This is a genomic window from Variovorax sp. 160MFSha2.1, assembly GCF_048305075.1.
GTDB classification, from domain to species: Bacteria; Pseudomonadota; Gammaproteobacteria; order Burkholderiales; family Burkholderiaceae_C; genus Variovorax; species Variovorax guangxiensis.
Window position 1 is genome coordinate 4,882,154 of sequence record NZ_CP157624.1, and the last position, 21,337, is coordinate 4,903,490.

The 21,337-nt window shown below is 68.4% G+C and carries 21 protein-coding genes; 10 read left to right on the plus strand and 11 right to left on the minus strand.

The window, feature by feature from the left end; translation table 11 throughout:
- Window positions 1-59: 59 nt before the first annotated feature.
- Together ABL838_RS22225 and ABL838_RS22230 are read left to right on the plus strand one after the other, a co-directional pair.
- Window positions 60-530 (plus strand): helix-turn-helix domain-containing protein, encoded by a 471-nt coding sequence (locus ABL838_RS22225; RefSeq protein WP_184641550.1) that lies wholly within the window; start codon window positions 60-62, stop codon window positions 528-530.
- A complete protein-coding gene (locus ABL838_RS22230) occupies window positions 523-1,251 on the plus strand; it encodes a nucleotidyl transferase AbiEii/AbiGii toxin family protein (RefSeq protein WP_184641549.1) in 729 nt (242 codons plus the stop codon). Before ABL838_RS22225 ends, ABL838_RS22230 begins: the two co-directional genes overlap by 8 nt.
- Here the strand turns inward: ABL838_RS22230 and ABL838_RS22235 are convergent.
- A complete protein-coding gene (locus tag ABL838_RS22235; RefSeq protein WP_418121948.1) occupies window positions 1,248-2,345 on the minus strand; it encodes a BMP family ABC transporter substrate-binding protein in 1,098 nt (365 codons plus the stop codon). The two genes, ABL838_RS22230 and ABL838_RS22235, sit on opposite strands and share 4 nt — an antisense overlap.
- 224 nt (window positions 2,346-2,569) lie before the next feature.
- Between ABL838_RS22235 and ABL838_RS22240 the strand changes: the two genes are divergently transcribed.
- On the plus strand, window positions 2,570-2,824 hold the full coding sequence (locus ABL838_RS22240; protein WP_418121949.1) for a hypothetical protein: 255 nt from the start codon (window positions 2,570-2,572) through the stop codon (window positions 2,822-2,824).
- 21 nt (window positions 2,825-2,845) lie between these two features.
- Here ABL838_RS22240 and ABL838_RS22245 read toward each other — a convergent pair whose 3' ends face one another.
- The gene (locus tag ABL838_RS22245) at window positions 2,846-3,697 is read right to left on the minus strand and encodes an SDR family NAD(P)-dependent oxidoreductase (RefSeq protein WP_418121950.1); all 852 of its coding nucleotides are present in this window, start codon (window positions 3,695-3,697) and stop codon (window positions 2,846-2,848) included.
- A 109-nt stretch (window positions 3,698-3,806) separates the two neighbouring features.
- Window positions 3,807-4,754 carry a GlxA family transcriptional regulator gene (locus ABL838_RS22250; RefSeq protein ID WP_418121951.1) on the minus strand — a complete coding sequence of 316 codons (948 nt, stop codon included), beginning with the start codon at window positions 4,752-4,754 and terminating at the stop codon, window positions 3,807-3,809.
- Window positions 4,755-4,925: 171 nt separating this feature from the next.
- Here ABL838_RS22250 and ABL838_RS22255 point away from each other — a divergent pair, with 171 nt between their 5' ends.
- A complete protein-coding gene (locus ABL838_RS22255; protein ID WP_418121952.1) occupies window positions 4,926-6,173 on the plus strand; it encodes an MFS transporter in 1,248 nt (415 codons plus the stop codon).
- A gap of 22 nt (window positions 6,174-6,195) precedes the next feature.
- On the opposite strand, the gene ABL838_RS22260 is transcribed toward ABL838_RS22255, so the two are convergent.
- The 4 genes from ABL838_RS22260 to ABL838_RS22275 form a co-directional block, all read right to left on the minus strand.
- Window positions 6,196-8,652: a penicillin acylase family protein gene (locus ABL838_RS22260; RefSeq protein ID WP_418121953.1), complete on the minus strand. Its 2,457-nt coding sequence runs from the start codon at window positions 8,650-8,652 to the stop codon at window positions 6,196-6,198.
- A 152-nt stretch (window positions 8,653-8,804) separates the two neighbouring features.
- Window positions 8,805-11,342 (minus strand): penicillin acylase family protein, encoded by a 2,538-nt coding sequence (locus tag ABL838_RS22265; RefSeq protein WP_418121954.1) that lies wholly within the window; start codon window positions 11,340-11,342, stop codon window positions 8,805-8,807.
- A 121-nt stretch (window positions 11,343-11,463) separates the two neighbouring features.
- Window positions 11,464-12,270: a helix-turn-helix domain-containing protein gene (locus ABL838_RS22270; protein ID WP_418121955.1), complete on the minus strand. Its 807-nt coding sequence runs from the start codon at window positions 12,268-12,270 to the stop codon at window positions 11,464-11,466.
- Window positions 12,236-13,273 carry a LysR substrate-binding domain-containing protein gene (locus tag ABL838_RS22275; RefSeq protein WP_418121956.1) on the minus strand — a complete coding sequence of 346 codons (1,038 nt, stop codon included), beginning with the start codon at window positions 13,271-13,273 and terminating at the stop codon, window positions 12,236-12,238. The genes ABL838_RS22270 and ABL838_RS22275 overlap by 35 nt, the downstream gene beginning before the upstream one ends.
- Before the next feature lie 105 nt (window positions 13,274-13,378).
- Between ABL838_RS22275 and ABL838_RS22280 the strand changes: the two genes are divergently transcribed.
- Entirely contained in the window at window positions 13,379-14,689 is a 1,311-nt protein-coding gene (locus ABL838_RS22280; protein WP_418121958.1) for an MFS transporter, read from the plus strand.
- Here ABL838_RS22280 and ABL838_RS22285 read toward each other — a convergent pair.
- From ABL838_RS22285 to ABL838_RS22295, 3 genes are all read right to left on the minus strand, one after another.
- Entirely contained in the window at window positions 14,650-15,711 is a 1,062-nt protein-coding gene (locus ABL838_RS22285; RefSeq protein ID WP_418121959.1) for an adenosine deaminase, read from the minus strand. The two genes, ABL838_RS22280 and ABL838_RS22285, sit on opposite strands and share 40 nt — an antisense overlap.
- An 86-nt stretch (window positions 15,712-15,797) precedes the next feature.
- Window positions 15,798-16,601: an IclR family transcriptional regulator gene (locus ABL838_RS22290; protein ID WP_184641538.1), complete on the minus strand. Its 804-nt coding sequence runs from the start codon at window positions 16,599-16,601 to the stop codon at window positions 15,798-15,800.
- A 47-nt stretch (window positions 16,602-16,648) separates the two neighbouring features.
- The gene (locus ABL838_RS22295) at window positions 16,649-16,807 is read right to left on the minus strand and encodes a hypothetical protein (protein ID WP_184641537.1); all 159 of its coding nucleotides are present in this window, start codon (window positions 16,805-16,807) and stop codon (window positions 16,649-16,651) included.
- Here ABL838_RS22295 and ABL838_RS22300 point away from each other — a divergent pair.
- The 5 genes from ABL838_RS22300 (at window position 16,806) to ABL838_RS22320 (ending at window position 20,791) form a co-directional block, all read left to right on the plus strand.
- Window positions 16,806-17,573: an ABC transporter substrate-binding protein gene (locus ABL838_RS22300; RefSeq protein WP_184641536.1), complete on the plus strand. Its 768-nt coding sequence runs from the start codon at window positions 16,806-16,808 to the stop codon at window positions 17,571-17,573. The two genes, ABL838_RS22295 and ABL838_RS22300, sit on opposite strands and share 2 nt — an antisense overlap.
- 14 nt (window positions 17,574-17,587) lie before the next feature.
- Entirely contained in the window at window positions 17,588-18,259 is a 672-nt protein-coding gene (gene ehuD, locus ABL838_RS22305) for an ectoine/hydroxyectoine ABC transporter permease subunit EhuD (protein WP_184641535.1), read from the plus strand.
- Window positions 18,256-19,017, plus strand: a complete 762-nt coding sequence (locus ABL838_RS22310) for an amino acid ABC transporter ATP-binding protein (protein WP_418121961.1) — start codon at window positions 18,256-18,258, stop codon at window positions 19,015-19,017. The genes ehuD and ABL838_RS22310 overlap by 4 nt, the downstream gene beginning before the upstream one ends.
- Complete coding sequence (locus ABL838_RS22315) at window positions 19,014-20,294, plus strand: NAD(P)/FAD-dependent oxidoreductase (RefSeq protein WP_418121962.1); 1,281 nt, start codon at window positions 19,014-19,016, stop codon at window positions 20,292-20,294. The genes ABL838_RS22310 and ABL838_RS22315 overlap by 4 nt, the downstream gene beginning before the upstream one ends.
- A 104-nt stretch (window positions 20,295-20,398) precedes the next feature.
- Window positions 20,399-20,791 (plus strand): nuclear transport factor 2 family protein, encoded by a 393-nt coding sequence (locus tag ABL838_RS22320; protein WP_418121964.1) that lies wholly within the window; start codon window positions 20,399-20,401, stop codon window positions 20,789-20,791.
- Between the two features lie 122 nt (window positions 20,792-20,913).
- Here ABL838_RS22320 and ABL838_RS22325 read toward each other — a convergent pair whose 3' ends face one another.
- Window positions 20,914-21,249 carry a hypothetical protein gene (locus ABL838_RS22325; RefSeq protein ID WP_126024326.1) on the minus strand — a complete coding sequence of 112 codons (336 nt, stop codon included), beginning with the start codon at window positions 21,247-21,249 and terminating at the stop codon, window positions 20,914-20,916.
- Window positions 21,250-21,337: the final 88 nt, after the last annotated feature.

A 21,337-nucleotide genomic window follows, 5' to 3' on the forward strand; every position in this document is an offset into this window, starting at 1 on the left:
ACGCTTCGGATGCATCTCATTCTGGACAAATTATCGAATTTGCCTAATATGAGATACACATGCCATCCACTTCCCCACCCACCACCGCCACGGCCGACCGTCGCCTTGCCACGCTAGGCCGCCGCATCCATGCACGCCGCAAGGCGTTGAAAGTCAGCGCAACCACCGCCGCAGAGGCGGCGGGCCTGTCCCGCATGACCTTGCACAGGATCGAGCGCGGAGAGCCCTCCGTCACGATGGGCGCCTACATGAACGCGCTGGGCGCCCTGGGTCTCGATGTCGACGTGGTGACATCCACCGAGCCCCCCACCCTTGCGCCGCTCCCTGGCGGCATCCGAGTTGCCGACTACCCTCAACTGCGCCGGCTTGCCTGGCAACTGGACCCGGCCACCGAACTCACACCCAAGGAGGCATGGGGCACCTACGAGCGCAACTGGCGCCATGTCGACATCGCCGCGCTGGATGCGAGGGAGCGACAGCTGCTGGCAGACCTGGCGCGCAGCCTCGGCAGAAAGCCGCTGCATGTTTGAGCGGCCACACCATCAGCGTGTCGCATTCGTGCTGGGCGCACTCGACGCGGATCTGCTCGCCCGAAGCCACTGCCTTTTCGGAGGCGGTACGGCCATCGCGCTTCGCTACGGCGAGTACCGGGAATCCGTGGACATCGACTTTCTCGTATCCGACATCGGAGGCTATCGGCATCTGCGCCAGTTGCTGACGGGAAGCCAAGGCCTCGGTGCTCTCGCGCATCGAGGCTTGCAGATACAGCAATCGGCCGAGCTCCGCGCCGATCAGTACGGCATCCGGTCGTCGGTTCGCGTGGACGACACCGAGATCAAATTCGAAATCGTGCTCGAAGCACGTATCGAGCTCGAATCGCCGGGAGCGGAAGACAGGATCGGTGACATCGCGACGCTGACGCCCCTCGACATGGCAGCGAGCAAGCTGCTCGCAAACTCGGACCGCTGGGCCGACGACAGCGTATTCAGCCGCGACGTCATCGACCTCGCGATGATGAACCCCGGCGCCAGGCTGTTGCGTCAGGCAAGGGCCAAGGCCAGCCGCGCCTATGGCGACAGCATCGAGACCGACCTGGCCAAGGCCGCCGAGGCACTGCTTTCGCGGCAGGGTCGAATGGACCGCTGCATGGCCGTTCTGCAGATGACTCCGACCGTCACGCCCGCGCTGCTTCGCCAGCGCATCAAGGCTCTGCTGCCTCGCGTTTCTCGCGACGGGCGCCAGCCGGGCTAGCGCCCGATCCGCCCCTGCACGCCCTCGGCCAGCCAGTTCATCGTCAGGATCTGCTCGTCGTTCAGTTGCGCGCCCTTGGCGATCACGACGCGGCCCTCGTTGTCGCGCACGTCCGCCAAAACAGCACGGAACGGCTGCAGCTTGCCCGCCGCGATGTCCTTCTGCCGCGCCAGCACCTCGTCCTGCACGGCCTTCGGTACCTTGGTGCCGAAATCGCCCACGCGGATCATCCCTTCCTTCACGCCGCCCCAGAGGTTGGCGCTTTTCCAGCTGCCGTCGAGCACCGCCTTCGCGCGCTGCGTGTAGTAGCCGCCCCACTGGTGCGTGACCGCGACGACCTGCGCGTCGGGCGCGATCCTGCGCATGTCGGAGTGGTAGGCGATGGCCAGCTTGCCGCGCTCCTGCGCCGCCGCCATCACGGCGGTGGAGCCGGTGTGGAAGGCGACGACGTCGGCGTTCTGGTTGAACAGCGCCATGGCGGCGTCACGCTCCTTGGGCGGATCGAACCATTCGTTGAGCCACACCACGCGCACCTGCGCCGAGGGGTTCACCGAGCGCATGCCCAGCGTGAAGGCGTTGATGCCCTGCAGCACTTCCGGGATCGGAAAGCCCGCGACGTAGCCCGCGATGTTGGTCTTCGTCATGCGTCCGGCAGCGATGCCCGCGAGATAGCGGCCTTCGTAATAGCGCGCGTTGGCCGTCGCCACGTTGGGCGCGGTCTTGTAGCCGGTGATCGACTCGAACTTCGCGTCGGGGAAGTCCTTAGCGACCTTCATCGTCGGCTCCATGTAGCCGAAGCTCGGCGTGAAGATGAGCTTGTTGCCCTGCTGCGCGAGGTCGCGGATCACGCGCTCCGCATCGGCGCCCTCGGCCACGTTCTCGACGTAGGTGGTCTTGACCCTGGCGCCCAGCGCGGCCTCGACGGCCTTGCGGCCTTCCTCGTGCTGGCGCACCCAGCCGGCGTCGGTGACGGGCGTGACGTAGACGAAACCGATCTTCAGCGGCGCCTGGGCCTGCTGCTGTGAAAAAGCGGGGGATAAAAAGCCGGCGGCCGCCAGCGCCAGAACGGCGCGGCCCGCGAGGTTTTTGTACATGGTGTTCCTCTACATGGCCCCGGAGATGCAAAACCCCGCAACCGGCCGGGACGCCCGATTGCGAGGGGCGGGATTTTAAACGGCGCCGCAGTCCGCGATGCGGCCGGGGCGTTGGCCTACTTCAATGTCGGCGCTTCGCCTCAGGCCCGATGCGCCGGGATGCAGGAGGCTTGCAGCACCGATCGATTCACTATCCAGAAAGAGAGAAAGGAAGGCCAGCCACCATGACCGCATCCACCGTCAACGATTCGCTGACCCCGCTCGACATCTCTCAAGCCGTGCTTGAAGGCGAAGAAAACCCGAACGCGGCACGGCCGCTCACGCCCAAGGAACGTGCCGCACGCGGCCTGCATGCCGAACCGGGCCGCCGCGCGCGCATTCGAGGCATGCTGCGCAGCCCTGCCCTCGCCTGGTGCGGCGCGGCGGCCACGGGGCTGGCGCTGGCGCTGCTCTACGCGCGCCGGTCCCACCGCATCTGAACCGGAAGACCCGGTTCGAGCTCACGCCGGGCCGGCGCCGACGCGGTAGCGCGCCGCGGGAGCGGTGCTGGACAACCGCCCCGACATCGCACGCCGCGCCGCATCGAAGGCCTCCCACTCGGCCAGGTCGGGCAGCGCGGGGACCGTGACCTGCTCGCCCTGGTCGAGCCCGGCCAGGGCGGCGTCGACCATGTCTTGCGCTGTCATGACGATCTCCTTGGGCAGGTGTTCCATCGGCACGCCTGCGATGCCCCAGAACTCGGTAGCCGTCGCGCCTGGCAGCACGGCCTGCACACGCACGCCCTTGTCCTTGAGCTCGTGCTGCAGCGACTGGCTCAACGCGAGGACGAAGGCCTTGCTGCCGCCGTACACGCCGTTGAGCGTCTCCGGCGAGATCGCGACGATGGAGGCAATGTTCACCAGCGTGCCTTCGCCGCGTTCCACGAAGCCGGGCACGGCCGCATAGGTGAGCCGCGTGAGCACGCTCACGTTGAGCGCGATCATCTCTTCCATCTTGTCGACGTCGGAGGCCAGCAGCGGGGCGGCGGCGCCGACGCCGGCGTTGTTCACCAGCATGGTGATGTCGCTGCGGGTGCGCAGCGCGGCCTCGACTGGCGCGAGGTCCTTGCGGCTCATCAGGTCGGCGGGAAGAACCTCGATCTTGCGGCCGGTTTCGCGCACCAGCTTCGCGGCCAGCGCCTCGAGGCGTTCGCGGTTGCGCGCCACGAGGATCAGGTCGAAGCCGCGCCGCGCGAGACGGTCCGCGTACACGGCGCCGATGCCGGACGACGCGCCGGTGACGAGGGCCGTGCCCTTGGGGGAATTTGCCGAAGCAGCAGCAGTAGTAGTAGTAGTAGTAGTAGTTGCGGTCATGGAGCTTTCCTTTTTCGCCGCATCGATGTGTGCGGCGGTGGGGAAAGTCTCCTCCTGCAAGGCTATGGCGTAAATGTCATATAAGCCACCTTTCAGGACATCCTGCCGCTCAGGCCACGGCCGCCTCCCGGCGCGCCACGCGTCGCACGCTCTGTGGCGGCTGCCCCAGCGTGCGCAGGAAGGCGCGACGCATGCGCTCGGGGTCGCCGAAGCCCGTTTCGCGCGCGACCACGCCGAGCGCGAGGCTGCCTTCGTCGATCAGCGCACGCGCCGCCTCCACGCGCAGGTTCTCCACCGCATGCGCGGGCGACTGGCCTGTCTCCGCCTTGAAGGCACGGCTGAACTGGCGCGGGCTCAGGTGCGCGACCTCGGCCAGTTCCTCCACCGACAGCGTATCGCGCAGGTTGGCCCGCGCATGCACCAGCGCCTTCTGGATGCGGTCGGACTTGGGCTCCAGCTCCAGCAGCGCGGAGTACTGCGACTGCCCGCCCGCGCGCCGGTGGTAGACGACCAGCTTGCGCGCCGCGAAGCGCGCCGCTTCCACGCCGAGGTCTTCCTCCACCAATGCCAGCACGAGGTCGATGCCCGCGGTCATGCCGGCCGACGTCCACACCGGCCCGTCGTTGATGAAGATGCGGTCGGGCTGCACCTTCACCGCGGGATGGCGCTTCTGCAGTTCGCCCGCGAAGGACCAGTGCGTGGTCGCCTTGCGGCCGTCGAGCAGCCCCGCGTCGGCCAGCCCGAAGGCGCCGGTGCAGATGCTGGCCACGCGGCGCGCATTGCGCAGCCCGGCGCGCAGGAAGCGGCACATCTTGTCGGAGGTGGGCGCGATGAAGAGCGCGCCGCTCAGCACGAGCGTGTCGTACCTCGCCGTGCCGAAGCGCCTGCTGTCCGTGCTCACGCCCGACGAACTGGCCACGAGGCCTCCCTCCTCCGACAGGAGCTCGACCTGGTAGACCGGCTTGCCGGCGTGAATGTTCGCAAGCTCGAACGCGGCGATGGCGGCGAGGTCGAGGATCTGGAAGCCGGGGAAGACGAGCACGCCGATGCGTTTCATGGCGATGTCCTGAAAGGAGGTTTACGAACGATGCAGGACGCGAGACTAAGCGACCTGGTCCAACCGCGCAGGCATCAGGGACTCGCGGCATGCCTTGCCGCGCTACGATGGCCGCCGCCGCCAATCGGCAAGCGCCATCGCGCATGCGTCGTCCCACAATGGGTGTTCCCCATGACGCAACCGACGACAACCGCAACAACGACCGCCCCTTCAGCCGAGCAGGGCGCCAATCTCCACTGGCAGCGCAACCTCGCCGTCTGCATGTTCGGCTCCTTCACGACCATCATCGCGATGACGCTGCTGCTGCCCTTCCTGCCGCTGTACGTCGAGCAGCTTGGCGTAAAGGACCACGCGGCCATCGTCCAGTGGTCGGGCGCGGCGTACGGCGCCACCTTCCTGAGCGCCGCGCTGGTGGCGCCGCTGTGGGGCCGGCTGGCCGACCGCTACGGGCGCAAGCCGATGCTGATCCGCGCGAGCCTGGGCATGGCGGTGGCAATGGCGCTGATCGGCGTCGCGGGCAATGTGTGGCAGCTGGTGGGGCTGCGGCTGCTGGCGGGGCTGCTGGGCGGCTACGCCTCGGGCTCGATGGTGCTGGTGGCCACCCAGACGCCCAAGGACCGCACCGGCTGGGCGCTGGGCACGATGTCATCGGCGATCATGGCGGGTAACCTGGTGGGGCCGCTGGTCGGTGGCGCGCTGCCGCCGCTCATCGGCATCCGCGCCACCTTTTTCGCGGCGGGCGCGATCATCTTCGTGGCCTTTCTCGCGACAGCCTTCCTCATTCGCGAGGAGCGCAAGGCACCTGCCGCACGCAAGCAGGATGGCGGCAGTGCTGCCGAGCAGACCGGCTGGGCCGCCGTGCCCGACAAGCGCCCCCTGGTCGCGATGCTCTTCACCGGCATGCTGCTGATGCTGGCGAACATGTCGATCGAGCCGATCATCACCGTCTACGTCGCCACGCTGGTGGAAGACCCGAACCGCGTGACGATGATGGCCGGCCTCGTGATGTCGGCGGCTGCGCTGGGCAGCATCCTCTCGGCCTCGCGGCTGGGCAAGCTGGCCGATCGCGTGGGTCACTGGAACGTGATCGTCGGCTGCCTCGCGGTGTCGGCGCTGCTGCTGGTGCCGCAGGCTTTCGTCAGCTCGGGCTGGCAGCTGGTGGTGCTGCGCTTCCTGATGGGGCTTTCGCTCGGCGGGCTGCTGCCGTGCATCGCGAGCGTGATCCGCCACAACGTGCCCGAGCGCGTGGCCGGCAACATGCTGGGCTACTCGACTTCGGCGCAGTACACGGGCCAGGTGGCGGGGCCGCTGCTCGGCGGCTTCGTGGGCGGGCACATCGGCATGCGCGCCGTGTTCCTCGGCACCTGCGTGCTGATGGCTGCGGGTGCCGCGTGGAACTGGCTGGTGAAGCGGCGCTGAAGCGCTACTTCGCCCCTCTGCCTCACTCGCGGATGGTCACGCTGCTGTAGGCAGCATCGGCCTTGATCTCCGATTCGGAGAACGGCAGGCGCAGCCACTGTCCGGCGCTGTAGGCCCGCGTGTAGTCGGCATTGTGCGCCGAGGCCGGGTCGTCCGACAGCGAGAAGCTCAGCAAGGTGTGGGCCTCGACGCCGCCGGCGGGGAACCGCACGATCTGCATGTAGCTGTTGCCGTTGGGGTCGCCGTCCATGGTGTAGCCGCCCTTGTCGAGCGGGTTCTCCGAGCACATGACGGTGAAATAGCCCTGGGTATCGCAACCGCCGGACAGCGGCACCTTGCGGCCGTTGCGCGTCACGAAAAGAGCTTCGCCGCGCGGCGCGTCGAGCGCGTAGCCGCTGGCCTGCACGCGCAGCACGGCCGCGCCGAAGGCCTGGCGCAGGTCGTCGGCTGCCGAGGCCTTGAGGCCGCGTGGCGTGCCGATGGGGTCGTTCGCGCTGAAGGGCACGGCATAGAGCTTGTCGGCAGGCAGGCGCACGGCGCGCGCCCAGAACTCGTCCCATACGTGAGCACCGCGCGCCGAGGCCACGCCGGTGTTGTTCCATGCCTTCAGCACCTCGCAGGCGGGACCGGTGTCGACGCCCCGCGGCGGCGAGAACGACTCGCCGGTCTGCGCGTCACCCTTCACCTCGATGCGGGGCACGCCGCACACCATCTCCAGCGCGGGGGCCTTGAACAGCTCGGCGGTGTAGGCGCGGCTGTCGAGCGTCGCACGCTCGACTGCTTGGACCGTCGCGCCCTTGGCCGTGCCCTGCGCGATGAGGTGACCGAGCCGCGTGCGGAAGCTCTGCGCGTCGCTGCCGGTCGGTCCGAAGATGGCCGGGTAGCCCGTGAGCGGTGCCTTCGGGTTGGCGAGCCAGTAGCTGTCGTTCATGTTCGCCACATAGTCGTCGCGCAACAGGTTCGGCATGCGCGAGGCGCCAATGGCACCCTTCTGCACCGAATCGGCATCGGTCTGCCAGTCGCAGGCACTGCGCGAGCCGTCGAACACGGGCACGCGCGGCAGCACGGCCGCCATCGCCTTGCCGGCCGGCGTGGTGCAGTTGGCCACCTGCTCGGGCGAAACGTTGGGCACTGCGCCGATGTCGCCGTACCAGACCTGGGCGCTGCCCCGGCCCACGGCCACGGTGTTGACCCAGGGGATCGAAGCTTCTTCGCGCTGGATGGCCATGAGCTCGTCGAGCGACTTCGCCTGCGCCCAGCGCAGCCAGGTGCGGAAGGTGCGGAAGTTGTCGGCGTTGATGTCGCGGATGGCGAAGGCAGCGGACCGGTTCCAGGCCAGCGCCGGATTGATTGCGCCCAGGTTCACGAGCGGGCCGTATTCCGAGGCGTAGAGCGTGCGCGTCACCGGCTCGACACGGCCCGAGGCCCGCTTCACCTTCACGGTGATGGCACGGGCCTGCATCCTCACGGGCTTGCCGTCGCGCAGATAGCTGGTGGCGTCGCCGGGCACGAGCGCGAGCTGGTAGAGGCCGAAGCGCCGCGCCGCCGACACGGTGTGGCTCCACGCGATGTCGTTGTTGAAGCCGATCAGCAGCACCGGCACGCCGAGGAAGGAGGTGCCGCTCGCGTCGAGCTGCCCCGGAATGGTGAGCTGCGCCTGATAGAAGCGGTCAGGCCCGCGCCAGTACCAGTGCGGGTTGCCGAAGAGCAGCGGGCTCGAATCGCCGGTGGCGGCCGTGCCGAAGCCGATCATGTTGCTGCCCACGCCCGCCGCGCCGCCGACCTGGAGCGCCATAGGCTGCGCGTCGCTCGTCCCGGGCGACGACACCCCGGCGCCGGGCGGTGCCGCGTTCGCGATGTTCGAGAGAAAGTTGCTGTAGCCCGCCGCGAGGTTGGTGGCGTACATGCGGCGGAAGATGTCTGTGGCGCTCACCGGCCGCACCCACGCTTCGTTGCGGCAGGCCGCGTGGGCATTGCCCTTGTCCACGGCGCCGCTCTTCAGGTCGCGCACGTATCGGTTGTAGCCGGCGGCGAAGCCTTCGACCATGCCCCGGATGGCCGCGGGCTGCGCGCGGTCCATGGCGTCGATCACTTCGTCCGTGATCACGTGGCGATGGAAGAAGTCCGAATCGATGTTCGCGGGCTTGCCGGTGGTGCTGCTGGCTGGCGGCTTCGCCTGCGCCCCGAAGAACTCGGAGCGCTCGCCGCGGTAGGTGAGAAAGCCGTCGGCCATGGTGCAAAGGTTGTCCTGGGCCTGTGCGTAGCCGTAGCCATAGCCCGCGCCGGCCCAGTCGCCGGCCTTGATGTGCGGCACGCCCATGGCGGTGCGGCGGATCTCGGCCTGGTAGCCCGCAGAGCGTGCCGAGGCATCGAAATGAGAAGTCGAAGACCGGCTCGAAATGCCTGAACAGGCCGCAAGGGCCATGGCAACCGGCAAGAGAAAAAGCGGCCTGAGGCCGCCTCTGAGTTTTGGGCGCATGCAGTGTGTTCCTGTTGGATGAGGAGCGCAGCTGCGTAAGCCCTGAGCGTGCGTGGCGCGTTCGCCGCCGATCTTACGGCCAGCGGCAGACGGCGCGCCCCGCACGCGCTTTTTTCATTTTTTCACTGCCCGACAGGATTGCCGGGCGCCGATCACTCGGCGACCGACTTGCTGGTGTAGTTCGCGTCGGCCTTGATCTCCGGTTCGGAGAAAGGCACCTTGAGCCACTTGCCCTCGCTGTAGGCGCGCGTGTAGTCGCCGTTGTGCGCCGAGGCCGGGTCGTCCGAGAGCGAGAAGGTCAGGAAGGTGTGGGCTTCCACGCCGCCGTCGGGGAATCGCACGACCTGCATGTAGCTGTTGCCGTTCGGGTTGCCGTCCATGGCGTAGCCGCCCTTGTCGAGCCGGTTCTCCGAGCAGGCGATGGTGAAGTAGCCCGGCCCGCCGCAGCCGCCGTACAGCGGGATCTTCTTGCCGCCGCGCGTGGCGAACAGGTAGTCACCACGGGGTGCGTCCACCGCGTAGCCGCTGGCCTGCACGCGTGCCACCGCGGCTCCGAAGGCCTCGCGAAGCTGGGTACTGGCGGCACTGTTGAGGCCGCGCGGCGTATGGATCGGGTCTGCCGGATCGAAGGGCACGGTGTAGAGCGAAGCTGCGGGAATCTGCGAAGCGCGATTCCAGAACTCGTCCCACAGGTGCGCCCCCTTCGCGCCGGTCACGCCCGTGCCGTCCCATGCCGTGAGCGCGGTACATGCAGCGCCCACATCCACGCTCGGGCCGATGGCCTCGGTGGTCAGCGGGTCCTTGGTCACCGCGATGGGCGTGCCGTCGCACACGATCGGCAGCACGTCGGCCTTGAACAGCTCCGCCGTGAGCACGCGGCTATTGAGCACCATGCGCTTGACGGTGTCGGGCGTCGCGCCCTTCGCGCCGTAGCTGTCGGAGCCGTCGATGCGTCCCTGCGCCAGCACGTTGCCCATGCGGGTGCGGAAGCTCACGGGGTCGGAGCCGGCCGGGCCCATGATGGGCGGGAAGCCGGTCATCGGCGCCTTCGGGTTGGCGAGCCAGTAGCTGTCGTTCATGTTCGCCACGTAGTCGTCGCGCAGCAGGCTGGGCATGCGCGATGCGCCGATGGCGCCCTTCTGCGCCGAGTCGGCATCGGTCTGCCAGTCGCAGGCGCTGCGCGAGCCGTCGAAGATCGGCACGCGCGGCAGCGCGGCCTGCATCGACGCGCCCGCCGGGGTGGTGCAGTCGGTGACCTGCGCGGGCGACACGTTGGGCACCGCGCCGATGTCGGCGTACCAGGCCTTGGCGCTGCCACGGCCCACGGCGACGGTATTGACCCACGGAATCGCGGTTTCTTCGCGCTGGATAGCGATGAACTCGTCGAGCGACTTCGCCTGGTTCCAGCGCAGCCAGTTGCGGAAGGTGCGGAAGTTCTCGCCGTTGATGTCGCGCATCGCGAACGCGGTGGTCTGGCTCCAGGCCAGTGCCGAGTTCATCGGGGCCAAGTTGACCATCGGGCCGTATTCGCTCTTGTAGAGCGTGCGCGTGACCTGCGTCATCGCGCCGTCGGTGCCCTTCACCTTCACGGTGATCGTGGAAGGCTGCATCTTCACGGCGATGCCGTCGCGCATGTAGCTGGTGGTGTCGCCCGCTGCGAGCTTCAGCTGGAAGAAGCCGAAACGACGCGCAGTCGACACGGTGTGGCTCCACGCGATGTTGTCGTTGAAGCCGATGAGGATCACCGGAATGCCGAGGAACGAGGTGCCGCTGATGTTCAGCTCGCCCGGAATGGTGAGCTGCGCCTGGTAGAAGCGGTCGGGCCCGCGCCAGTACCAGTGCGGGTTGCCGAAGAGCAGCGGGCTCGAATCGCCGGTGGCCGCGGTGCCGAAGCCGATCATGTTGCTGCCGACGCCCTCATGGCCGCCGACCTGCAGTTCGGGCCCGTCGATCTTCAGCGCCGCCATCTGCACCGCCGCCTTCTTCTGGGCGGGGCGGTGCGCCGACACCTTAGTGGGCGCCACCACGGCAGGCGCCGTCGCGTTGGCGATGTTCGCGAGGAAGTTGCTGTAGCCGCCCGCAAGGTTGGCCGCGTACATGCGGCGATAGATGTCGTCGGTGGTGATGGGCTGCACCCATGCCTCGTTGCGGCAGGCCGCATGGGCCGTGCCGCCGGCCTTCACCTCGCGCACGTAGCGGTTGTAGCCGGCGGCGAAGCCGACGACGAGCTTCTTCAGGTTGTCGGGCTGGGCGTCGATCATCTTCTGCAGCACGTCGGCCGAGATGACATGCCGGTGGAAGAAGTCGGAGTCGATGTTCTTCGGCAAGCCGATGGTGCTGCTGGCCACCAGCTTCGCGTCGGCGCCGAAATACTGCGAGCGCTCGCCGCGGTAGGTGAGGAACGAGTCGGCCATGGTGCAAAGGTCGTCCTCGGCCTGCGCGTAGCCGTAGCCATAGCCCACCCCGGGCCAGCTGTCGGCCTTGATGTGCGGCACGCCCATCGACGTGCGGCGGATCTCGGCCTTGTAGGTGGCCTCGGCTGGCGGATTCGTCGGCGTGGATGGCGAGGACGGGAAGAACACGAAGCCGTTGCCTCCTCCACCACCGCCTCCACAGGCGGTGAGCGCAGCGGCGGCGGCGAGCGCGAGCAACGACGGCGGCACGACGCCGCGACGGATCGAAAGTCTCATGAGGTCTCCAGTTGATGCTGATGCTCTCTTGGCGGAGCGTCCCGGAGCTTAGGCAGCCTCACGGCTCGCGGCTTGTACGCAGCCGCTGCATTGCATGCGATGGCCCCTGCGGCCGATCGCGTCAGTGCAGCGGCGCGTTCTGGCCCCACGCGTGCGAGGCATGCTCATCGGCCGTCACGCGCACCTGGCTGGCCAGGAACGAAGGCGGCAGGCCGAAGTAGCGCTGGAAGGTGCGGCTCATGTGCGCCGCATCGGTGAAGCCGCTGACCAGCGCCACGTCGGTGAGCGAACGCTGCCCGGTGAACTGCTGCACCGTGCGGCGCACCTTGGTCCACAGCGCATAGCGCTTGACCGACACGCCCACCTGCTCGGCGAACAGGTGCGTGAGCCGGTCGGGCGACAGGCAGGCCACGGCCGCGAGATCGCGCAGCGCGATCTGCCCTGCATGCGCGCGGATGGCCTGCAGCACGCGGTCGATGCGTGGATCGAGCGGCGCCTGCAGCTCGGGGCTCTCGGTGATGGCCTCGACCATCTTCGCGCTGAGCGACTGCAGCCGCTCGTTGGACAAGGCGCCGCATTGCGCCGGCCCGAAGTCGTCGCGCAGCGCGCCGAAGCGCCGAGCGTCGACGGGCTGGATGCCATGGCCGCCCATGCGGCGCGCGAGCATGCGGTAGGCGCTGGAAGCGGGGTCGAGGTTGAGCGAGAGCAGCCCGCAGCCGTCGACGTCGAGCCGCCGCGACACGTGCGGTGCGACCAGCGCGGCGGTGCAGTGCACGCGGGTGCCGTCGACCGCCTCCAGCGTGAAGGGATGCCCGCTGACCGACGCCAGCAGCGTGGCCGACGAGCGGGCCGTCAGGCCCGACTGGATGGCCGGTGTGATGTAGAGGAACCTGTCATCCCACAGGTGCAGGAAGTTTTGCGTTGCCATGCCGTATCACTTTTGTTCTTGTCTCCAGCGGCGGATTCTCACGCATCGGCAACCCGGCCGGCTGCACGTGCTGGCGAACGGCCTCCAGCAGCAGCCCGGCAAGGCGGCTCGCCGGCGCCTCGGGCAGGGCCTGCGCACGATAGAGCACGAGCGATATCTGCGGCAGCGCGGGCAGCGCAAGCGTGGAGCGGTCGATGGCCCGCACGTGCGACGGCAGGCCGAATGGCGTGCGCACCGTCAGGCCCAGCCCGGCCGATGCCGCCGCCCACAGCGCGGCGAGGCTGGCGCTGCCGAAGGCACGGCGCCACGGCACGCCGGCCTTGTCGAGCGCGGTGATGACGATCTCGCGCAGCGGACAGGGTGCGTCGAGCATGATGAGCGGCAGCGGCTCCTTGCTCTTCGGCTGGCGTGCGCCTCCGACACGCGGCTCACGCTGCTCGCGCTGCGTCCACCACGGCGCCTCGACGCGCTCCGGCGTGCGCGGGCCGATCCACAGCAGCGGCAGCCGCGCGACGCGCTCGGCATACGGCGACAGCGGCTGGTCGCCGACGTCCCACGCTAGCGCGAGATCGAGCTGGCCCAATTCGAGCCGCTCGCGCAGTTCACCGCTGCGCGCCACGCAGGCCTCGATGCGCACCTTGGGATGCGCGCGTGCGAAGCGGCCCAGCACGGCCGGCAGCAGCGTCTCGCCGAAGTCTTCCTGAAGACCCAGCCGCACCGAGCCCTGCAAGTCGACGCCGCGCATCGCGGCGCTGGCTTCGTCGTTGAGTTCGAGCATGCGGTGGGCATACGCCAGCAAGGTCTCGCCGGCATCGGTGAGCTCCAGCCCCCTGCCCGCCTTGCGGAACAACGCAGTGCCGGCCTGAGATTCGAGCTTCTTCAGCTGCGCGCTCACGGCGGAGGTAGAGCGCCCCAGCTTGTCGGCCGCACGGGCGAAGCTGCCGAGCGCGATGCCGGTGGAGAAAGTGCGCAGCACGTCTAGATCGAACATCACCTGGCTCATTGCGGTTCCTTCGGGTTTCGTGGCGATCGTCCTGTTTTTCAGGACGATTCGCCAATTATTTTCTGATTTTCAAAACCTTCGCCGAGGCGGAAACTGCCCGGCAAGATGACCCATTCACCCTCTTCCCCCATCCCCTCTTCATTCACGCCGCGCCATCGCTGGAAGGTGCTGGCGGCAGGCGTGGCTGCCAACGCCGCCTTCTCGGTGGCCTTCAGCGGCATCCCGATGACCGCCGTGCTGATGCGCACTGGCTACCAGCTCGACAACGCCACCCTCGGGCTGGTGCTCGGCCTCATGGGGCTGGGCATCGCGGTGAGCGAGCTGCCCTGGGGCCTGCTGACCGACCGCTGGGGCGACCGCCCGGTTCTGCTGGCGGGCCTGGGCAGCACGGCGCTCGCGCTGGTCGCGATGGCGCTGTGGGCCGCGCCGGCCGCGGGGCACATCCCCGGGCTGGGCTGGCTGGGCAGCGGGCTGCTGCTGGTGGGGCTGCTCGGCGGCAGTGTCAACGGCGCCAGCGGCCGCGCGGTGATGACCTGGTTCGACGCCAGCGAGCGCGGCCTCGCGATGAGCATCCGCCAGACGGCCGTGCCGATGGGCGGCGGCATCGGCGCGCTGGTGCTGCCTTACGTCGCGCTGCACTTCGGCTTCGCGGCGCTCTATGGCCTGCTCGCGCTGCTGTGCGCGCTGAGCGCTGCCATGAGTTGGGCGTGGGTGCATGAACCGCCCATCGCGGTGGCCGGCGACACGGCTTTGCCGGCTTCAGCCGCCGCGCCGAAGAGCGGACCGCTGCGCGACGAGCGCGTGTGGCGCATCGTGGCCGGCATCGGCATTCTTTGCGCGCCGCAGTTCGCGGTGCTCTCCTTCGGCACGGTGTTCCTGCACGACTTCGGCCATGCGGGCCTGGCGACCATCACCGCGACGATGGTGTTCGTGCAGGTCGGCGCGATGGCCATGCGCGTATGGAGCGGCCGCTGGACCGACCGCAACAGGAACCGGCCGGCCTACCTGCGCGCCTGCAGCGGGCTCACGGTTCTCCTGTTCGCGGGCCTCGCCGTGCTGGCGCTGGCATCGGGCGCGCATGCGGCCGACTCGGCGGCGCTGCGCATCGCGCTGGTCGTGCTGCTTGGCGTGAGCGGCGTGTGCGTATCGGCATGGCACGGCGTGGCCTACACCGAGCTCGCCACGCTGGCCGGCGCATCGCGTGCCGGCACCGCGCTGGGCATGGCGAACACCAGCGTGTTCCTGGTGTGCTTCGTCACGCCCTTCTCCATTCCGCACCTGCTGGCGCTGCAGGGCTGGCCGATGGTGTGGCTGGCGGCCAGCGCCTGTGCGCTGGTGGCGATGCCGCTGCTGGTGGCGCGGCCCGCCGCCGCCGATCAGAAGCTCGCGAAGACGGCGTTGAGCCGCTCGACGTAGGCGCGCCTGGCGGCCGCGTCGATGAAGCTGCCCTCGAAACTGTTCGCCGCGAGCTGCCAGGCCTGCTGCACGCTCAGGCCGGTGGCGGCGAAGGTCTCGGTGAAGTTCTGGTTCATGTAGCCGCCGAAGTAGGCCGGATCGTCCGAGTTGACGGTGGCCACCAGCCCCGCGTCGAGCAGCGCGCCGAGGTTGTGCTTCGACAGGTCGGGGAACACGCAGAGCTTGAGGTTCGACAGTGGGCAGACGGTCAGCGGAATGCGGTTCTTCGCGAGGCGCTTCATCAATTCCGGGTCCCTGGTGCTCTGCACGCCGTGGTCGACGCGCTCGACCTTCAGCACGTCGAGCGCGCTCCAGACGTATTCGGGCGGGCCCTCTTCTCCCGCGTGGGCGACGAGGTGGAAGCCCAGCTCGCGGCAGCGCGCGAACACGCGGGCGAACTTCTCGGGCGGATGGCCCACTTCGCTCGAATCGAGCCCCACGCCGATGAACTTGTCGCGGTAGGGCAGCGCCTGCTCCAGCGTCTCGAAGGCATCTTCCTCGCTCAGGTGCCGCAGGAAGCACAGGATGAGCGCGGCGCTCACGCCCAGCTTCGAGCGTGCATCGGTGCACGCGCGGTGCAGGCCGTTGACCACCGTCTCCATCGGCACGCCGCGCGCGGTGTGCGTCTGCGGGTCGAAGAACATTTCGGTGTGCACCACGTTGTCGGCCGCGGCGCGCTCCAGGTAGGCCCAGGCCATGTCGTAGAAGTCCTGCTCCTTGAGCAGCACGCTGGCGCCGGCGTAGTAGATGTCCAGGAAGCTCTGCAGGTTGGTGAAGGCGTAGGCCTTGCGCAGTTCCTCGACGCTGGCGTAGGGAATGGACACGCCGTTGCGCTGCGCGAGCGCGAAGATGAGCTCGGGTTCGAGCGAGCCCTCGATGTGCATGTGCAGCTCAGCCTTGGGCATGGCGCGCAGCAGCGCGGGCAGGCGGTCGGCGGCGATGCGGTCGAAGCTCTTGTCGTAGGTGGGGCGGAAATCGGTCATGGTGGGTGCGAACTGCTGCTGCGTTGTGATCCCGCACAGCATAAGGGCAGCCACCTGCCGGCGCGATGTCTGAAACCGTATAGGTCTCAGTCGATGCTGCGTGCCGAACTGGTGAGCGAGCGTGCGCACAGCAGCAGCGTGGGCGCCAGCTTGCGCACCGCCTCCTCCAGCGTCCAGCGGCTGGTGGGCGCCACCACGTGCACCGAGGCCACCGGCCGCCCCTGCGCGCCCAGCACGGGCGCGGCGACGGTCATGTCACCGAGGAAGAGCTCCTCGGCATTGGTGGCGAAGCCCTGCTGGCGCGCCTGGCGAAGCTCTTCCAGGATCTCGTCCACGCCGGTGCGGGTGTGCATGGTGTGCGCCACGCGGTCGGAGGCTTCGATGAGCGCGCGCGCCTCGTCCTCGGGCAGCGCGCTGAGAAAGGCACGCCCCGAAGCGGTGCAATACATGGGAATGCGGCTGCCGATGGGCATGTGCACCGGTACGAACTGCGCGCTGACGAAGCGCGCCACATAGACCATGTCCAGCCCGTCGGGTTCGGTGAGGCAGGAGGTCTCTGTCGTCACCTTGGTGAGCTCCGACAGGAACGGGTTGGCCACGTCGATCAGCGAATGGGCCGCGAGGTAGTTGAAGCCGATCTCCATGACCCTGGGCGTGAGCTGGTAACGCCGCGTCTTCGGGTGCTTGCGCACATAGCCCAGCTTCTCGAGCGTGAAGACCATGCGCTGGGCCGAACTCTTGGTGATGTCGGTGGCCTCGGCCACGTCGGCCAGCGTCATGGTGCGGCGCCGGGCGCTGAAGGCGCGCAGCACGGCCAGGCCCTTCTCCAGCGACTGGTTGAAAAGCAGGCTCTGGCTGTCTTCGGGGGCTGTGTCGGGGGTGGCGTCCATGGCGGTGGAGTATAGCCACATCCCTTCGAAATATCGAATATCGATATTTATGATTCGACTAGTGGTTTGTATTTATTGTCTAGAGATTCAAAAGAATCGATTATTGGCATGCATGTTGCATCGCGCTGCCCCGCATCACTTTCCTTCGCTGCCTCTTTTTTCTTGTCTCTTTCTTCAACATCCCTTGCTTCGAGGAGTGCTTCCATGAATCGCATCGTTCGCCGCCTTCATCGCCTGGCCCTGGGTCTTTGCATCGCCGGCGCCGCCTCCCTGGCCGCCGCGCAGGGCGCCGCGCCCACCTACAACGTGGGCGCCACCGCCACCGGCGTGCCCTTCACCTTCCTCGACGTGAAGACCAACAGCATCCAGGGAATGATGGTCGACACCGTCACCGCCGTGGGCAAGGCCGGAGGCTTCGGCGTGAACGTGCAGCAGACGGTGTTCTCGGCGCTGATCCCCTCGCTCACCGCGCGCAAGATCGACATCGTCTCCGCCGCCATGCTGAAGACGCCGGCGCGCCAGGAGGTAGTCGACTTCAGCGACCCGGTGTACTCCTACGGCGAGGGCCTGATCGTCAAGGCCGACGACACCCGCGCATACGTCTCGCTCGACGAGCTCAAGGGCGAGGTGGTGGGCGCGCAGGTCGGCACGGTGTTCCTCGACATGCTCAACAAGAAGGGCATCTTCAAGGAAGTGCGCAGCTACGACTCGGTGGCCGACATGACGCGCGACCTCTCGCTCGGGCGCATCAAGGCGGGCCTCGGCGACCAGCCCATCATGGCCTACCAGATCCGCCAGAACACCTTCCCCGGCGTGAAGCTGGTTGACAGCTACAAGCCAGTGAACGTGGGCGATGTGTGCCTGGTGGTGCGCAAGGGGGACGCGGAGACGCTGGCGCGCATCAACAAGGCGATCGCGGCGATCAAGGCCGACGGCACGCTCGCCAAGATCGTCCAGAAATGGGGCATCTGAGGGCGCTCTGACTCATGGCTGCTCCCTCCTTCCTCCAGCACGCGCAGGACTTCCTGCCGATCCTCCTGCAGGGTGCCGTGGTCACCGTGCAGGTGACCGTGCTCTCCTTCCTGCTGAGCAGCGTGCTCGGCCTCGGACTCGCGCTGATGAAGCTCTCGCCGGTGCGCCCGTTGTCGATGGCGGCTACTGCGGTGATCAACGTGATCCGCGGTCTGCCGATCATCGTGCAGCTCTTCTACATCTACTTCGTGCTGCCGGATTTCGGCGTGCAGCTCACGGCCTTCCAGGCCGGCGTGATCGGGCTGGGCATCGCCTATTCGGCCTACCAGGCGGAGAACTTCCGCGCGGGCATCGAGGCGGTAGACCCGGGCCAGCGCGAGGCGGCGCAGGCCATGGGCATGCGCTCGGCGCTGATCATGCGGCGGGTGATATTGCCGCAGGCCTTCCGCATCGCGCTGCCGCCCTACGGCAACACGCTGGTGATGATGCTGAAGGACTCCTCGCTGGTCTCGACCATCACCGTGGCCGAGATGACGCGCGCCGGCCAGCTCATTGCCTCGTCGACCTTCCAGAACATGACCGTCTACACGCTGGTCGCCCTGCTCTACCTGCTGATGAGCCTGCCGCTGGTGTACGGCCTGCGCCGGCTCGAGAAGCGCTTCGCCGCCGGGAGGAAGCAGCCATGATCCACGTCGAGGGACTCGAAAAGCGCTTCGGCGCGCACCGCGTGCTGCAGGGCGTGAGCCTGCATGTGGACAAGGGCGAGGTGGTGTGCCTGATCGGCCCGTCGGGCTCGGGCAAGTCGACGGTGCTTCGCTGCATCAACGCGCTGGAGTCTTACGAGGGCGGCGAGATCCGCGCCTTCGGCGAGCGCGTGGACCGCGACGCGCCGAACATCCACCGGCTGCGCAGCCGCATGGGCATGGTGTTCCAGCGCTTCAACCTGTTCCCGCACCGCACGGTGCTGGAGAACGTGATGGAAGGCCCCGTCTACGTGCTGCGCCAGAGCGCCGCGCAGGCACGCGAGGAAGCGATGGCGCTGCTGGCCAAGGTCGGGCTGGCCGAGAAGGCGCAGGCCTGGCCGGCGCAGCTCTCGGGCGGGCAGCAGCAGCGCGTGGCGATCGCCCGCGCGCTCGCGATGAAGCCCGAGGCCATGCTGTTCGACGAGCCCACGTCGGCGCTCGACCCCGAGCTGGTCGGCGACGTGCTCGGCGTGATGCGCGCGCTGGCCGACGAGGGCATGACGATGATCGTGGTCACGCACGAGATGGGTTTTGCCCGCGAGGTGGCCGACCGCGTGTGCTTCCTGCACAGCGGCAGCATCGTGGAGGAAGGCCCGTCCGCGCAGGTGCTGGGCGCGCCGCGCCATGCGCGCACGCAGGACTTCCTGCGCCGCGTGCTGCATCCTTCCGGCGCCGCGGCGTCCGCGGAGGTGCGCGCATGAGCGCTGGCGCACTGCCACCCTCCCTTTGGGCCGCCACTGCGCCGCCGGCATCGCCGACGCCGCCTCTGGCCGAGTCGCGCAGGGCCGACGTGCTGATCATTGGTGGCGGCTTCACGGGCCTCTCGGCCGCGTTGCACCTGGCCGAGGCCGGCGCACAGGTCTGCGTACTGGAAGCGCACGAGCCCGGCTGGGGCGCCTCTGGGCGCAACGGCGGACAGGTGAACCCGACGCTGAAGCACGACCCCGACGAACTCGTGCGGATCTTCGGCGCCGAGCGTGCGGAGCCGCTGATCGACGCGGTCTCTCGCTCGGCCGACCTGGTGTTCGAACTGATCGCGCGCCACGGCATCGACTGCCAGCCGGTGCGCAACGGCTGGCTGCAGCTTTCCTATTCGGAGAAGGACGTGGCCGGCCTGCACGCGCGCGCCGCGCAATGGGCCAGGCGCGGCGCGAAGACGGAGACGCTGGATCGAGCGGCCGTCGCGGCGCGGCTGGGCACCGACACCTTCGCCGGCGGATGGCTCGACGGCCGCGCCGGCGGCATCCAGCCGCTGGCCTACACGCGCGGGCTGGTGCGCGCCGCGCAAAGCCTGGGCGCGGCGGTGCACGGCGGCACCGAGGTCACGGCGCTGGAGCGTCGCGGTTCGCACTGGCATGCGAGCACGGCTACGGGCGCGAGCGTCACCGCCGGGCAGGTGCTCATCGCGACCAACGGCTACACCGGCGCGCTGTGGCCGGGGCTGAAGCGCACGGTGCTGGCGGCCAACAGCTTCATCGTGGCCACCGAGCCGCTGAAGGGCGCGGCGGCCGACGCCATCCTGCCGCGCGGCGAAACCGCTTCGACCTCGCAGCGCCTGCTGCTCTATTTCCGCAAGGACGCGCAGGGCCGCCTGCTGATGGGCGGGCGCGGCCATTTCGCCGATCCGGCCGGTCCGGCCGATTTCGCGCACCTGGAGCGCTCGCTGGAGCTGCTGTTCCCGCAGCTCGGGCGGCTGCGCTACGAGTACCGCTGGGCCGGCCGCATCGCCGTCACGCGCGACTTCATGCCGCACGTGCACACGCCGGCGCCGGGCATGACGATCGCGCTGGGCTACAACGGCCGGGGCATCGCGCTGGCCACGAGCATGGGCCGGCACGTGGCGGCGCGGATGCTGGACGCGGGGGCGGATTTTCCGTACCCGGTGTCGCCGATACGGCCAATACCGCTGCATGGTCTGCAGCGCTTCTATATCGCGGGCGGCGTGGCGTGGTACAGCCTGCTGGACCGGCTGGCCTGAAGCACGGGTCGCGGCAGAGTCGCCTAGGCGCGCGCGGCGCCTTGCCATGGCTGCCGCGCATGCGTCAAATGGCGGGCATCGACCACAACAGCCCCAGGAGACTCATGCCGATCGACACCCTCGCCACCTGGCACCGGCTCGTCAAGGAACGCAATGTCGCAGGGCTCGACGCCCTGCTCGACGACGCGGCGGTATTCCATTCACCGGTGGTGCACACGCCCCAGGTGGGCAAGCGCATCACGCAGAAATACCTGGCGGCGGCATTCCAGGTCTTCTTCAACGAGAGCTTCCGCTACGTGCGGGAGCTGAAATCGGAGCGCGACGCCGTGCTCGAATTCGCGCTGGAACTCGACGGCATCCAGATCAACGGCGTCGACATGATGAAGTGGAACGACGAAGGGAAGATCACCGAGTTCAAGGTGATGCTGCGCCCGCTGAAGGCCGTGAACCTGATCCACCAGAAGATGGGCGCCCAGCTGCAGGCGCCAAATTCCTAACCCCCTCGCGCGCCCCTCCCCATTCGCAGGACACCGCGGAACCGGCTCCGCCGGGCCGCAGGTGTCGCCCCGGAAGGGGGTTGGCGAAGCGACACGAAGTGCGCGCAGCCTGGGGGAGAACTTTATTCCGCCACTACCTGCAGCGTGCCCTGCTGGCTGTAGGCACGCACGCACATGCGGGTCAGCTGCACCAGGAACTGGAACACGGCCGGCTCGCCCAGGCAGTCGGGCGTGATCGCCATGATGTCCTTGCGTAGTTCCATCAGCCGGTTGCCCGACATCGCCATCTCGGCGGAGGCGCCGTAGTAGTTCCTCCAGAAGTCCTGCAGGAGACCTCGCTTGACCTCGTCGATCACCAGCGTGTAGCCGCGCTCCCAGACCTCCTCCTCCATCGGCAGGCAGTCGACCTGCGGATCCTCCAGGTGGCCGCCCCGGGGCACCAGGCACACGCGCCGCATGGCCACTCTCTCAACTGTTGCTTGCCGCATGTGCATGGCCGGACTCCTGGAATTCGATGGCCGCCGCCGGCACCGTGCCGGGGGTGGC

What these genes read in the sequence shown, in the direction of transcription:
- ABL838_RS22255 (WP_418121952.1), top strand. Translation starts at nt 4,926, where the DNA reads ATGACGCAACCGACGACAACCGCAACAACGACCGCCCCTTCAGCCGAG.
- ABL838_RS22290 (WP_184641538.1), bottom strand. Translation starts at nt 16,601, where the DNA reads ATGGACGCCACCCCCGACACAGCCCCCGAAGACAGCCAGAGCCTGCTT.
- ABL838_RS22235 (WP_418121948.1), bottom strand. Translation starts at nt 2,345, where the DNA reads ATGTACAAAAACCTCGCGGGCCGCGCCGTTCTGGCGCTGGCGGCCGCC.
- ABL838_RS22285 (WP_418121959.1), bottom strand. Translation starts at nt 15,711, where the DNA reads ATGACCGATTTCCGCCCCACCTACGACAAGAGCTTCGACCGCATCGCC.
- ABL838_RS22245 (WP_418121950.1), bottom strand. Translation starts at nt 3,697, where the DNA reads ATGACCGCAACTACTACTACTACTACTACTACTGCTGCTGCTTCGGCA.
- ABL838_RS22325 (WP_126024326.1), bottom strand. Translation starts at nt 21,249, where the DNA reads ATGCGGCGCGTGTGCCTGGTGCCCCGGGGCGGCCACCTGGAGGATCCG.
- ABL838_RS22225 (WP_184641550.1), top strand. Translation starts at nt 60, where the DNA reads ATGCCATCCACTTCCCCACCCACCACCGCCACGGCCGACCGTCGCCTT.
- ABL838_RS22310 (WP_418121961.1), top strand. Translation starts at nt 18,256, where the DNA reads ATGATCCACGTCGAGGGACTCGAAAAGCGCTTCGGCGCGCACCGCGTG.
- ABL838_RS22275 (WP_418121956.1), bottom strand. Translation starts at nt 13,273, where the DNA reads ATGAGCCAGGTGATGTTCGATCTAGACGTGCTGCGCACTTTCTCCACC.
- ABL838_RS22295 (WP_184641537.1), bottom strand. Translation starts at nt 16,807, where the DNA reads ATGGAAGCACTCCTCGAAGCAAGGGATGTTGAAGAAAGAGACAAGAAA.
- ABL838_RS22265 (WP_418121954.1), bottom strand. Translation starts at nt 11,342, where the DNA reads ATGAGACTTTCGATCCGTCGCGGCGTCGTGCCGCCGTCGTTGCTCGCG.
- ABL838_RS22300 (WP_184641536.1), top strand. Translation starts at nt 16,806, where the DNA reads ATGAATCGCATCGTTCGCCGCCTTCATCGCCTGGCCCTGGGTCTTTGC.
- ABL838_RS22240 (WP_418121949.1), top strand. Translation starts at nt 2,570, where the DNA reads ATGACCGCATCCACCGTCAACGATTCGCTGACCCCGCTCGACATCTCT.
- ABL838_RS22280 (WP_418121958.1), top strand. Translation starts at nt 13,379, where the DNA reads ATGACCCATTCACCCTCTTCCCCCATCCCCTCTTCATTCACGCCGCGC.
- ehuD (WP_184641535.1), top strand. Translation starts at nt 17,588, where the DNA reads ATGGCTGCTCCCTCCTTCCTCCAGCACGCGCAGGACTTCCTGCCGATC.
- ABL838_RS22250 (WP_418121951.1), bottom strand. Translation starts at nt 4,754, where the DNA reads ATGAAACGCATCGGCGTGCTCGTCTTCCCCGGCTTCCAGATCCTCGAC.
- ABL838_RS22320 (WP_418121964.1), top strand. Translation starts at nt 20,399, where the DNA reads ATGCCGATCGACACCCTCGCCACCTGGCACCGGCTCGTCAAGGAACGC.
- ABL838_RS22270 (WP_418121955.1), bottom strand. Translation starts at nt 12,270, where the DNA reads ATGGCAACGCAAAACTTCCTGCACCTGTGGGATGACAGGTTCCTCTAC.
- ABL838_RS22230 (WP_184641549.1), top strand. Translation starts at nt 523, where the DNA reads ATGTTTGAGCGGCCACACCATCAGCGTGTCGCATTCGTGCTGGGCGCA.
- ABL838_RS22260 (WP_418121953.1), bottom strand. Translation starts at nt 8,652, where the DNA reads ATGCGCCCAAAACTCAGAGGCGGCCTCAGGCCGCTTTTTCTCTTGCCG.
- ABL838_RS22315 (WP_418121962.1), top strand. Translation starts at nt 19,014, where the DNA reads ATGAGCGCTGGCGCACTGCCACCCTCCCTTTGGGCCGCCACTGCGCCG.